Origin of the sequence: Arcobacter caeni, from assembly GCF_003063245.1 — a bacterium.
GTDB classification, from domain to species: domain Bacteria; phylum Campylobacterota; class Campylobacteria; order Campylobacterales; family Arcobacteraceae; genus Aliarcobacter; species Aliarcobacter caeni.
In genome coordinates this window covers 15,591-29,089 of the sequence record NZ_MUXE01000014.1, presented here as the reverse complement: position 1 = coordinate 29,089, position 13,499 = coordinate 15,591, and the positions used below count along the sequence as shown (strand labels likewise).

At 28.5% G+C, this 13,499-nt stretch carries 11 protein-coding genes; all 11 read left to right on the top strand.

Annotation, left to right across the window (positions count from 1 at the left end; translation table 11 throughout):
- Position 1 precedes the first annotated feature (1 nt).
- From asnB to B0174_RS09400, 11 genes are read left to right on the top strand one after another with little or no spacing between them, the layout of a single operon-like run.
- Positions 2 to 1,807: an asparagine synthase (glutamine-hydrolyzing) gene (asnB, locus tag B0174_RS09450; RefSeq protein ID WP_108560047.1), complete on the top strand. Its 1,806-nt coding sequence runs from the start codon at positions 2 to 4 to the stop codon at positions 1,805 to 1,807.
- Positions 1,808 to 1,863: 56 nt separating this feature from the next.
- Positions 1,864 to 3,006: a glycosyltransferase gene (locus B0174_RS09445; protein WP_108560045.1), complete on the top strand. Its 1,143-nt coding sequence runs from the start codon at positions 1,864 to 1,866 to the stop codon at positions 3,004 to 3,006.
- Complete coding sequence (locus tag B0174_RS09440; RefSeq protein ID WP_108560043.1) at positions 2,996 to 4,141, top strand: N-acetyl sugar amidotransferase; 1,146 nt, start codon at positions 2,996 to 2,998, stop codon at positions 4,139 to 4,141. The genes B0174_RS09445 and B0174_RS09440 overlap by 11 nt, the downstream gene beginning before the upstream one ends.
- An 8-nt stretch (positions 4,142 to 4,149) precedes the next feature.
- Positions 4,150 to 4,755, top strand: coding sequence for an imidazole glycerol phosphate synthase subunit HisH (gene hisH, locus B0174_RS09435; protein ID WP_108560041.1), 606 nt, complete (start codon positions 4,150 to 4,152; stop codon positions 4,753 to 4,755).
- The gene (locus B0174_RS09430; RefSeq protein WP_108560039.1) at positions 4,755 to 5,522 is read left to right on the top strand and encodes an AglZ/HisF2 family acetamidino modification protein; all 768 of its coding nucleotides are present in this window, start codon (positions 4,755 to 4,757) and stop codon (positions 5,520 to 5,522) included. The genes hisH and B0174_RS09430 overlap by 1 nt, the downstream gene beginning before the upstream one ends.
- Positions 5,522 to 6,634 (top strand): glycosyltransferase family 4 protein, encoded by a 1,113-nt coding sequence (locus B0174_RS09425; RefSeq protein WP_108560037.1) that lies wholly within the window; start codon positions 5,522 to 5,524, stop codon positions 6,632 to 6,634. Before B0174_RS09430 ends, B0174_RS09425 begins: the two co-directional genes overlap by 1 nt.
- Positions 6,631 to 7,911, top strand: a complete 1,281-nt coding sequence (wecB, locus tag B0174_RS09420) for a non-hydrolyzing UDP-N-acetylglucosamine 2-epimerase (protein WP_205663520.1) — start codon at positions 6,631 to 6,633, stop codon at positions 7,909 to 7,911. The genes B0174_RS09425 and wecB overlap by 4 nt, the downstream gene beginning before the upstream one ends.
- Positions 7,905 to 9,176 carry a lipopolysaccharide biosynthesis protein gene (locus B0174_RS09415; RefSeq protein WP_108560035.1) on the top strand — a complete coding sequence of 424 codons (1,272 nt, stop codon included), beginning with the start codon at positions 7,905 to 7,907 and terminating at the stop codon, positions 9,174 to 9,176. Before wecB ends, B0174_RS09415 begins: the two co-directional genes overlap by 7 nt.
- Positions 9,169 to 10,509 (top strand): hypothetical protein, encoded by a 1,341-nt coding sequence (locus tag B0174_RS09410; protein WP_108560033.1) that lies wholly within the window; start codon positions 9,169 to 9,171, stop codon positions 10,507 to 10,509. The genes B0174_RS09415 and B0174_RS09410 overlap by 8 nt, the downstream gene beginning before the upstream one ends.
- Complete coding sequence (locus B0174_RS09405) at positions 10,506 to 11,666, top strand: glycosyltransferase (RefSeq protein ID WP_108560031.1); 1,161 nt, start codon at positions 10,506 to 10,508, stop codon at positions 11,664 to 11,666. Before B0174_RS09410 ends, B0174_RS09405 begins: the two co-directional genes overlap by 4 nt.
- A 3-nt stretch (positions 11,667 to 11,669) precedes the next feature.
- Positions 11,670 to 13,499: a glucosamine 6-phosphate synthetase gene (locus B0174_RS09400; protein ID WP_108560029.1), complete on the top strand. Its 1,830-nt coding sequence runs from the start codon at positions 11,670 to 11,672 to the stop codon at positions 13,497 to 13,499.

Below are 13,499 nucleotides of genomic sequence, written 5' to 3'. Positions count from 1 at the left end.
AATGTGCGGAATAAGCGGAATAATCAATAAAAAAAAACAAGCAGTTACTCAAGAAAGCATACAGAATATAAATGACTTAATAACGCATCGAGGACCCGATGATGAAGGGTTTTTCTTTGAAAAAAACTTTGCTTTTGGACATAGAAGACTTTCTATTTTAGATTTAAGTAGTGATGGTCATCAGCCTATGCACTATTTAGAAAAATATACTATTACTTATAATGGTGAAGTGTATAACTACTTAGAGATAAAAGAAGAGCTTTTAAAAGAAGGATATAAATTTGTTTCGCACACTGATACAGAAGTTATACTTGCAAGTTATGACTTCTGGGGTGAAGAGTGTGTAAATAAATTTAACGGTATGTGGGCATTTGCAATTTATGATAAAGAAAAAGAGATAATCTTTTGTAGTAGAGATAGATTTGGTGTAAAACCATTTTATTATACTGAAGTTGATGGGAAGTTTGTGTTTGGTTCAGAGATAAAACAACTTTTGGAGTTTTATGAAGAGAGATATGTTAATGAAAATATCTTAGTTGAATATTTACTTTATGGCTTAGAAGAACACACAAATGAAACATTTTTTGAAAATATTTTTAAACTTGAGCAATCGCACAATCTAATTTTTAATTTAAAAGACAATACTTTTGAGATTAAAAGATATTTTGATATAAAATTTGATGAAAAATTAGATACTTTAAATGAAGAGAGAAGTATAGAGTTTTTAGAAAATAAACTCTATAGATCAATAGATTTAAGACTAAGAAGTGATGTAAAAGTTGGAACTTGTTTAAGTGGTGGACTTGATAGCTCAAGTATAGCTGCGATTGCTTCAAAAAAGTATTTTGAAAAAACGAATGAAAAGTTTGTAGCAATTCATGCTAAGTCTGTCGAGAAAAAAACAGACGAAAGCGAATTTGCTAGAGAAGTTGCAAATCATTGTAATTTGAACATGATTGAAATAGAACCACAGCTTGAAGATATCACAAAAAATATAGAAGAGGTAATATATACGCAAGAAGAACCTTTCGGAGGTCCTTCAATTTTTATGCAATACTTTGTAATGAAAAAAGCAAAAGAAATAGGATGCACAGTTATGCTTGATGGTCAGGGTGGTGATGAAACAATGTTTGGATATGAAACATACTATGCTATATATTTTGCAACTTTGTTAAAACAATTGAAGTGGATAAAATTATATAAAGAGTTTCAAACAGTTAAAAATTATAAAGTATCTAAAAAACAAATTTTAAAAAGTATGATAAGTGCACTTCTAGGCAATAAAATGCTATATTTCAAACGATTATTTAAAAAAGATATCTTGAAAGTAAAATATGATTTTTCGAGACTTGAGCAACTATATGTTTTTAAAAACTTTAAGGAATTTCAAAAGAGAGAGCTTATGTCAAGAAACTTACCTCATTTACTACGATATGAAGATAAAAATTCTATGAGACATTCAGTAGAGTCGAGATTGCCATTTATTGATTATGAGTTTGTTCAAGGGGCTTTATCGTTAAATGATGACTTGAAAGTTAAAGATGGTTTTTTAAAATATCTTCTAAGAAAAGTAGCTGAGAAAATACTACCTCAAAATATTGTTTGGAGAACTAACAAGTTTGGATTTGAAGCACCTACTGATATGTGGATAGATGGCTATAAAGATGAAATGATAAAAGCTATAGAAACTTCAACTATAGTAGCTAAAGTCATACATATAGATGAAGAAATATATAATAATAAATCGTTGTTATGGAAGATGTATAATGTGGCTATTTGGGAAAAAATATATAAAATCAAGTCATAATTTTAATGAAACTTGTATAAATTACGACTTTAGAAAATAAAATAATTTGGAAATTAATGAATAACCTTCACATATCACTCACAGAGATGAGAAACGAAAGTAGAGTTTTGAAAGAAACAAATTCTATTTTAAATTATAATATTGCATCAAAAGTTTACATAGCTTCTTTATATGCAGATGATTTAGAAGAAGAATACAAGTATAGTGAAAATTTATTATTAAAAAGATTTAAACTCAGCAGTAGAAATTTGAGCAAAAATTTTATAGTACAGATATTAAAATATTTAGAATTTATATATAGAGTTACTTTTTTTTATAGAAAGAAAAATATCAAAATAGTAAATATCCATGCACTTGCACTTTTACCTTTAGGTATACTACTAAAATATTTTTATGGTGCAAAACTTGTGTATGATACTCATGAATTAGAGACAGAAACCAATGGTTCTGGTAGGGTTAGAAAAAAGATATCTAAATTTTTGGAAAAAATGCTTATTAAAAAAGCTGATTTGATTTTTGTTGTAAGTGAAAATATAGCTGATTGGTATAGAGATACTTATAATATAAGCCGACCGGAAGTCATACTAAATGCCCCCAAATTAAATGAGCTAAAAAAGACAAATATATTTCGAAAAAATTTAGATATAAAAGAAGAATCTATAATAGTACTTTATCAAGGAGGGCTTTCAAAAGGGAGAGGCGTTGATTTGCTACTAGAAAGTTTTAAATCAAGAGTGGATGATAAAGTAGTAATAGTCTTTATGGGTTATGGTGAGTTTGAAGAGGATATAAAAAAGTCAAGTGAAAAAGCAAACAATATTTTTTTTCATCCTGCCGTTGCTCCTGAGGTAGTTTTAAACTATACTTCTTCTGCTGATATTGGGATTTCGTTTATTGAAAATACTTGCTTGAGTTACTATTATTGTTTACCAAATAAACTTTTTGAATATTCTATGGCTGGACTTCCTGTGATAGTCTCAAATATGAAAGAGATGAAAGAATTAGTGCAAAAGTATGATATTGGAATAATAGCAGAGGAAGAAACTATTGAGTCTATAAATCAGGCGATAGATAAAATTTTAACGCTAGACATAGAACAAATGAAATTAAACGCAAGAAAATGTGCAGAAGAAAATTCATGGGAAAAACAAGAGGTAAAAATGATAAATGAATATAAAAGGATATTGGATGCAAAATAAAAACTATCAAATGTGTACAAAATGTGTAATGGACACAACAGACCCAGAAATAACTTTTGATGAAAATGGAGTTTGCAGTCATTGTATAGAATTTGATGAAGTTACGTCAAAAAGATGGTATCCAAATATAGAAGGTACAAAAAAACTAGAAACTATATATTCAAAAATGAAAAAAGAAAATGCTTCAAAACAATATGACTGTATTTTGGGACTTAGTGGTGGAGTAGATAGTTCATATCTTGCACTTAAACTTTACGAAGAAGGTATCCGTCCTTTGGTTGTGCATGTAGATGGTGGATGGAATAGTGAACTTGCTGTTCAAAATATTGAAAATCTTGTAAAATATTGTGGTTGGGATTTACACACTATTGTTGTAGATTGGGAAGAGATGAAAGATTTACAATTAGCATATTTAAAATCAGCTATTGCAAATCAAGATGTTCCTCAAGATCATGCATATTTCTCTTCACTCTATCATTTTGCTACAAAGCATGGTGTAAATTATGTGATAAGTGGAGGGAATTTAGCTACTGAATCTATATTTCCAAAATCTTGGTTATGGAGTGCGATGGATGCTGATAATTTACATGCTATTCACAATGCATTTGGTACTAAAAAACTTAAAAATTATAAGACTATAGGTTTTTATGAACTTTATTTATATTATCCTTTTGTTAAAAAAATGAAGACTATAAGACCACTTAATTTCATGCCGTATATTAAAAGTGAAGCATTAGAAGAATTAAAAGAAAAAGTAGGTTATAAAGAGTATGCTAGAAAACATGGCGAATCTGTATTTACTAAATTTTATCAAAATTATTGGTTACCTATGAAGTTTGGTTATGATAAAAGAAAACCACATTTAGCAAGTCTAATAGTTGCAGGGCAAATGACTAGAGATGAAGCACAAAAAGAGTTAGAAAAACCTTTATATGATGAAAAAGAACTTAAAGATGATAAAGAATATATAGCTAAAAAATTAGGAGTTAGTGATAAAGAATTTGAAGAAATACTTCAACTGCCATCACATGATTATAGCGATTTTCCAAATATGACTGATAAATACAAAAAAATGAAAAGAATTCAAAACCTTGTATCAAAGTTACTTGGTAGAAAAATATCAAATTATTCATAAGGTAGAAAATGATAGCGATACTTGATTATGGAATAGGTAATTTAAAATCAATTTATAATATGTTCAAAAAAGTTGGCATTGAATCGGTGATAACATCAGATATAGAAGAAATAAAAAAAGCAGATAAATATCTTCTTCCTGGAGTTGGTTCTTTTGATCATGGAATTAATGGCCTAAAGAAGGCAGCTTTTTTCGAAACTTTAGAAAAAGAAGTATTACAAAATAAAAAACCAATCTTGGGTATTTGTCTTGGTATGCAACTTCTAACTAACTCAAGTGAAGAAGGAAAAGAAAAAGGTCTTGGTTGGATAGATGCTCAAACTGTAAAATTTGATTTAGAGGATAAAAATTTATCTATTCCCCACATGGGATGGAATAAAACCAACCCTAGTAATATAAAAGATATTTATCATAATTTAGAAGAAAATAGGTTTTATTTTGTTCATTCATATCATGTTGTTTGTAATGATGAAAAGAATATCTTAGCAACAGCAACTTATGGAAAAAAATTTACTTGCAGTATCTATAAAGATAATATATATGGTGTACAGTTTCATCCTGAAAAAAGTCATAAATTTGGTATGCAACTTTTTAAAAATTTTGGAGAAATGTAATGCTACAAAAAAGAATAATTCCATGTCTACTTTTACACAAAGGTGGACTTTATAAAACTGAAAGATTTAAAAAACCAACTTATATAGGTGATCCTATAAATGCAATAAAAATTTTCAATGAAAAAGAAGTTGATGAATTGATGTTTTTAGATATAGATGCAAGTGTTCAAAATAAAGAGCCAAATTATAAAATGATAGAAGATATAGCAAGTGAATGTTTTATGCCCCTTTGTTATGGTGGTGGAGTAAAAACAGTAGAGCAAATGAAAAAAATATATTCCTTAGGAGTTGAAAAAATTTCTATAAGTTGTCAATCTATCCTAAATCCTCTGTTGATAAAAGATGCAGCAAGTATCTTTGGTAATCAATCAGTAATTGTAACAATAGATATTAAAAAAGACTTTTGGGGAAAGAAAAAAGTTTTTATAAATAATGGTAAAAAGAATACAAAACTTGATCCACTTGAATTTGTAAAGCAAGTAGAAATTTTGGGTGCAGGGGAAATAGTGATAAACTCTTGTGATAATGATGGAGTAATGCAAGGATTTGATTATGAACTTTTAAAAGAAATAAAATCAAATACTAAAGTACCTATCATAGCACTTGGTGGTTCTGGAAACTTAAATCATATAAAAGAAGTTTTTGAACTAGCTAATGTGGATGCAGTTGCATGTGGAAGTATGTTTGTATATCAAGGAGCACTAAAAGGTGTACTCATAAGTTATCCATCATATGAAAAGATTCAAGAATTATTAGGAAATAAATAATGCAAACTAAAATAACTCATCTAACATCAGCACATGGCAGATACGATACAAGAATTTTTTTAAAAATGTGTAGCTCTTTATCTACAAATGAAAACTATAAAGTTAGTTTAATAGTAGCAGATGGAAAAGGTAATGAAACTAAAAATAGTGTAAGTATAGTAGATGTTGGTGTAAAAACTGGTGGTCGATTATCTCGTATGACTACCACTGTAAAAAAGATATTTGAAAAAGCAGTTGGTCTGAACAGTGACATATATCATCTTCATGACCCTGAACTTATTCCTGTTGGATTAAAACTAAAAAAACTTGGAAAAATTGTGATATTTGATGCACATGAAGATTTACCAAAACAGCTTCTTGGAAAACCATATTTAAATAAATTTACAAAAGTATTATTATCAAAAACTTTTGAGCTATATGAAAAATATGCCATGCCAAAGTTTGATTACATTGTTACCGCAACACCGTACATAAAAGATAAATTTCTAAAAATAAATAAAAATAGTATAGATATAAATAACTTCCCAATATTAGGAGAACTTTCAAACGAAACACCTTGGAATGAAAAAAAAGATGAAGTTTGTTATGTCGGTGGAATTGCACAGATAAGAGGCATAAAAGAAATAGTAAAAGCTATGGAGTTTACATCAAATACAAAACTTAATCTTGTAGGTGCATTTAGTGAAAAGAATGTAGAAGAGGAAGTAAAAACATACGATGGTTGGAAATATGTAAATGAACTTGGATTTTTAGATAGAGTTGGCATTGTAAATGTGATGAGTCAATCAAAAGCAGGTCTTGTAACTCTTCATCCAATAATAAATTATTTAGATGCATTACCAGTAAAGATGTTCGAATATATGGCAGCAGGACTTCCTGTAATATCTTCAGATATAAAACTCTGGAAAGAAATAATTGATGATGCAAATTGTGGTATTTGCGTAAACCCACTTGAACCAAAAGAGATAGCCCAAGCAATAGAGTATATTATTTCTCATCCACAAGAAGCACAACTTATGGGGCAAAATGGTAAAAATACCGTTTTAGAAAAGTACAATTGGGGATTTGAAGAAAAGAAATTATTTGAAGTTTATAATGGATTGATACAATGAATATCATAAAAATTGAAGAAATAAAAGAATTAATTGTTGAATTAAACGGACAAAAAATAATTGTAGATAAAGATGTGGCTGAAATTTATGGAGTTGAAACTAGAGATATAAACAAAGCTGTAAAAAATAATCCAGAAAAGTTTCCAAATGGATATATGTATGAAGTAAGCAATCAAGAGTTTGAATATTTGCGGGGGAAATTTTCCACCGCAAAGTTTGCAAAGACTAGAACAAATCCAAAAGTATTTACAGAAAAAGGGCTGTATATGCTAGCTACCGTACTAAAAAGCACAAAAGCTACTCAAGCAACACTTATGATTATAGAGACTATGAGTGATATATTTTTTGATGAGATGAAAATACCAAAGCCAAACTATTTTTTAGGAATAGGTGGAAAATCTCATGGTGCTATGACGGGACAGATGATAGAAAAGATAGAAGAAGTTTGTCTAAAAGTTAAGCCTGATTGGGTCATGGTATATGGAGATACAAACTCTACACTTGCGGGTGCAATTGTAGCTTCTAAACTTCATATAAAACTAGCACATATAGAAGCAGGCTTAAGATCGTTTAATATGAAAATGCCAGAAGAAGTAAATAGAATACTCACAGATAGAGTTAGTGATATTTTATTTTGTCCTACGGATACAGCAATCCGAAATCTTGAAAATGAAGGCTATGCAAATTTAGATTGTAAAATAGTAAAATCAGGTGATGTAATGCAAGATGGAGCGATATTTTATAAAAATCTAGCAGTAAAACCAAATATGGAGATAAAAAATAGTTTTATACTTTGTACAATACATAGAGCTGAAAATACAGATGATGAGATTAGATTAAAAAGTATTTTTGAAGCATTAAATGAAATAGCAAAAGAAAAACAAGTAATTTTACCACTTCACCCAAGAACAAAAAAGATAGTTGAAACTTTGAAAATAAATATAAAAAACTTAACTTTAATAGATCCCGTAGGTTATCTTGAAATGGTATGGCTAATAGATAATTGTAGTTTAATAATGACAGATAGTGGTGGACTTCAAAAAGAAGCATATTTCTTTGAAAAACAGTGCATAACGCTAAGAGATGAGACTGAGTGGGTAGAACTTGTAGAGTGTGGAGCTAATACTTTGGTTGGGGCTGATAAAGAGAAGATACTAAAAACTTATAAAAATCACTCATATTTTAATGTAGAAAATTCAAAATTAGATTTGTATGGTGGTGGAAAAGCTAGTGAAAATATTATAAAAGAATTAATTGAGTATTTATATAAATGTTAAAAATATTTAAATTAAAATCAGAATTCAGTAAAAATGTACTTACTTTGATGACAGGGACAACAATTGCGCAAGCTATTCCAATAGCTATTACGCCAATTCTTACGCGGGTTTATACTCCAGAAAATTTTGGTATATTTGCATTGTTTATTGCGGTTGTAACTATATTGTCCGTTATTGCGACTGGCAGATATGAGTTTGCTATATTGCTTCCTAAGAAAGATAAAGATGCTAAGGTTGTGTTAGCTTTGTCTTCTATTATCACAACAATTACGAGTTTAATATTATTGTTTATTGTTGTACTTTTTAATAGTTCTCTTACTAAAATTTTAGGAAATCCTGAAATCTCTTTTTGGTTGTACTTTGTACCATTAGCTGTCTTTCTCAATGGCGTATATCAAAGTTTAAATTACTGGGTAAATAGAAAAAAAAGATATAAAGTTTTGGCAAACAATAGAATCCTTCAAAGTGGAACCGTGTCAAGTACAAACCTAGTAATGGGAATAAGTGGATTTTCTAGTGTTGGACTTGTTGTAGGACAGATATTAGGACAATTTGTTGCTACTGTTTTTTTAGTTTTAAAAGTGTTTAAAGAAGACAATATAGTATTTAAAAATATTAGTAAAATTCAATTGCTTGTATTCTTAAAACGATATAAAAAATTCCCTAAAATTGATATTCCTGCTTCATTGTTCAATGTCTCTTCTCATCAACTTATTCATATGTTTTTTAACATTATGTTTAGTGCAACTATCGCGGGATACTTTTATTTGACACAAAGAATCTTAGGTATTCCTGTGTCTGTTTTGTCATCAGCTGTTTTGTCAGTATTTCAAGAGCAAGCAGCCAAAGAGTATAAGCAGTTTGGGCATGCTAGGGAGATATTTTTAAGTACTTTTAAGAAGTTATTTATGTTAATAGTTATTCCTTCAATATTTTTTTGTTATTATGCCGTTGATATTTTCATATTTGTTTTTGGAGAAGAATGGAAAGAAGCTGGTGTTTATGCACAGATACTTACACCAATGTTATTTTTGCAGTTTATTGCAGGACCTTTAGGTGTAATGCTTTATATAGGTGAAAAACAAGAAGTCAATTTTTATACGCAAGCAATATTAGTCGTTTTAGTGATTTTTTCTTTTTTAGTAGGTGCAACTGCAAAAGATGTAGTGATATATTTGTCATTTTCATTTTCATTTTTTTATATTGTACAGCTTCTTGTATCATTTAGAATTGCAGGTTTTTTTAAAGGAATTAGTCATGGTTGAAAGAAATAAAATGTATTTATTTTTAGTAGCATTAACTTGTATTGTTTTTTATTTTTTCTCAAATATCAAAAATATCAATGAAGGTTCTAGTGGATTGCTATTTTTAGGAGCATTTTTACTATTAGGCAGTTTTTTTATAATTTATGAGCTTTTTAGTAGTAAAAGAATGTTTTTTAGAAAATCATTTATTTTTCTTATTGTTTTTGTATCATATTTTGTATATAGAATAGTTGTTGATATGGAAAATTTTTATTTTTTAAAAGTATTTACAATAGGAACAACAGGTGGTATAGTTTTATTTTATTTTTTAGGTGCAATTGTGTCTTTTCATTTAGTGATTATAAAAAATGCAGTACTTCAAAAAAAAGATAATTTAAAGATATTTAATATTTTCTTTTTTCTTTTTTCTTTTTTCTTTTTATTAATCTTCTTAAATAGTTATTATGTTTTATCAGCATCTTTATCCCAAAATTTATTTTTAATTACAACATTAAATGGTAACTACCAAAGACCGGGAACATTTTTAACTATATCTTTTTTGATGTATTCTCCTTTGTACATATTATTTCTTGTGTTAAACAATAAGTATAAGAATGAGCACAAAGTACTTATAGTCGTGATGACAATAGTATATCTGATAAGCAATATCGGCTCAATATTGCTATCACAGATGATAGCTTCAAATAATGCTACAGTAACATTAATGGGAATGTTGTTTTTGACACTAGTTTTTATTGTGTATATACATTATTTTAAAATAGATAGATTTATACTAAATAATAAAATTATTTTAAGGAATATTGTGTTTAATAAAAATGCTTTATTGTTGATGATTTCTATAGGGATTGTTGTTGTTCTTTCGATTTTTACTTTTATTGGTACTATTTCAATCTTTGATATGAACTTATCAAGGTTTAGGATTTTTGGCTTTGGAGCACAAGAACTTAGTTCAGTTAGTTCAAGAATAGAATTATGGAAAAATTTTAGCACACACTTTAATTATAGTCCTATTTTTGGAAATATGGCAGTGGATAGATTGACCACAGGGGATGGAACTTATGTACATAGTTTTGTTGGTTCATTATTAACGCACCTAGGAGTAGTTGGTTTTAGTTTATTTTTTATATATTTATATTTTGCGATTAAAGAGTTTTTTGATATTAAACAAAATTTTATTGAAAACAAGATAATTAAGTTGTATTTATTTTGTTTGTTTTTAGGTATTTTTGCAATTGCTATTGCTGGAGTTCATCTAAGCTGGATTCCATTATGGTTCTTGCTCGGATTGATTTTTCCAACATTTATATTACAAGATAAGAAAAAAAAAATATGAAAATTTTACACTTAACACACACAGATATTTTGCATGATGCAAGAATTTTAAAAGAGATGCAAACGATTACTAATTCAAATCGAGCATATAATGTGCATGGAATTGGAGTAGTTCTTGATGAAGGTTCTACTGCTACGAGTGATAGTGAAGGAATTGATGTTCATGCAATTATTTTAAAGTCTAGAGCTTGGAAATTTTTACCTACTGTCTTACGCCATATTTTGACTCTTTTTGAACTTACATTTAAAATGTTTTTTCAAGCTTTACGCTTAAAGCCTGATGTGGTTCATTGTCATGACACATTAGTCCTTCCTTTAGGTGTAGTTATCAAAATATTTACACGAAGTAAGCTTATTTATGATGCCCATGAATTGGAGTCAAATAGAAATGGACTATCGAAAAGTTTAGGAAAAATGACACTCTACACGGAAAAGATTTTATGGAGATATGTTGATAAGCTTATTGTTGTTAGTCCTTCAATACAAAAGTGGTACAAGGAAAATTTAGGAGGAGAGAAATCATCTGAGGTAATTTTAAACTCACCTATCTTGAAGATTTTTGATGAACAAGTAGATAGAAATTATCTGAGAACTAAGTTTTTAATTCCTGAGAACTCTAAAATATTTATATACGTAGGAATTCTTGGAATAGGAAGAGGAATTGAAGATTTTTTAGAAGTATTTAAAAGTAGAGATATTAATTCTCACTTGGTATTTTGCGGATATGGAGAAATGAAAGATGATTTGACTAAAATATCACAAAGATTTAAAAATATTCATCTTCATGATGCCGTTCCACATGAGAAAGTTGTATCTATCGCTAAGAGTGCTGATATTGGATTATGTTTTGTAGAAAATGTATCTTTGAGTGATTACTACTGCTTGCCAAATAAACTATTTGAGTATGCTTTTGCAGAGATTCCAGTTCTCGCTTCATCTTTTCCAGATATAACAACTGTTGTAGAGAAATACAAGCTAGGTAAATGTAGTGATATAGATTTTGATAGTATGTATAAAGTGATAAAAGAGTTTGAAAAAATGGAAACATTGCCTCAAATCAATAAAGATGATTTGTATGATTTAAGTTGGGCTGCTCAAGAGAAAAAACTAGTAAGATTATATGAAGATATAATAAAAGAAATAAATAAGGAAAACTAAAGCATGTGTGGAATATTTGGACAAATATCAAAAAATACAATAAATAAAGAAAATTTTAATAAATTAGTTAAGCACTCTGAGCAAAGAGGGATTGATTCTAGCGGATTAATATATTTTAAAAATGACAAATACAATATTGCAAGAGCTGATTATAATATAGAAAAGCTACTCAACAAAGTTAAACCTTATGATTGCAATGTAGTACTTGGACATAGTAGATTAATTACTAATGGTTTAGGTGATAATCAACCAGTTATTAGAAAAAATATCTTTGCAATACATAATGGAATAATAGTAAATGAAAAAAAAGTTTGGGAAAAACTAACTGTTAAACGACAATATCAAATAGATTCAGAAGCAATAGTTGCTATAGCAGAAGAGCATTTAATAAATAGTGAAGACATATCAGAACTTGCAAATAAAATATTAACAATTTGTAGAGGTGTAGTTTCATGTGCCTTGGTATTACCTGAATATGGAAAGTTACTTTTGTTTTCAAATAATGGAAGTTTATATGTTGGATATATAGGCGAAGATCTTTATTTTGCATCAGAAAGGTACTCTTTAGAAGTTATAAATTGTCAAAATATTAAGCAAATCAAAGAAGATAGTTTAATACTAGATATTCCTATAACAGATACGGAGGTTAATTTAAATGATATAAAAAATCGTACAGAAGATTTAATCCCTGAATTTAAATTTAATCAAAATGAAGAAAAATTATTAAAGTTTAAACAAATAGATCTTAAAAGATGTACAAAGTGTATTTTACCTGAGACGATGCCATTTATTAGATTTGATGATAAAGGTGTTTGTAATTATTGTAATAATTATAAAAAAAGAAATAAGCCAAAACCAAAAGCTGAGCTTTTTAAACTTGTGGAACCTTATAGAAGACCGGGAAAAGAATTAGATTGTATAGTTCCTTTTTCTGGTGGTCGCGATAGTTGCTATGGATTACACTTAATCGTAAAAGAATTAGAAATGAAACCTGTAACATATACTTATGATTGGGGAATGGTTACAGACTTAGGAAGAAGAAATATAAGCCAAATGTGTGGTGATATGGGAGTTGAAAATATTATTGTTGCAGCTGATATTTCACAAAAAAGAAAAAATATTAAGATGAATTTGCAAGCATGGTTAAAATCACCACATCTTGGGATGATGGCAATGCTAACAGCTGGAGATAAGCACTTTTTTAGATATGTAGAAGAGATTAAAAAACAAACGGGAATAAAACTAAATCTTTGGGGAGTAAATCCACTAGAACAAACTCATTTTAAAACAGGATTTTTAGGAATTAAACCTGATTTTGAAGAAGATAAAGTATATTCAAATGGTGTGATGAAACAATTAAGATACCATAGTAAACGATTTAAAGCTATGTGTGAAAGTCCAGGCTATTTTAATAGCTCACTATGGGATACATTATCTGGAGAATATTATAGAAGTTTTATGCAAAAAGAAGATTACTATCATATATTTGATTATTGGACTTGGGAAGAAGATATATTAAATAATACTTTAATAAATCAATATAATTGGGAAACAGCAATAGATACAAGTACAACTTGGCGTATAGGTGATGGGACGGCAGGATTTTATAATTATGTCTATTATACTGTTGCAGGATTTACAGAACATGACACTTTTAGAAGTAATCAAATAAGAGAAGGTCAAATAACAAGAGAAAAAGCACTTGAATTAGTAGCTGATGAAAATCAACCAAGATATCAAAATATAAGATGGTATTTGGATACATTAGGCATGGATTTTGAAGAAGTTATAAAAACTGTAAATTCTATTCCAAAACTTTATAAGGAAGATTAG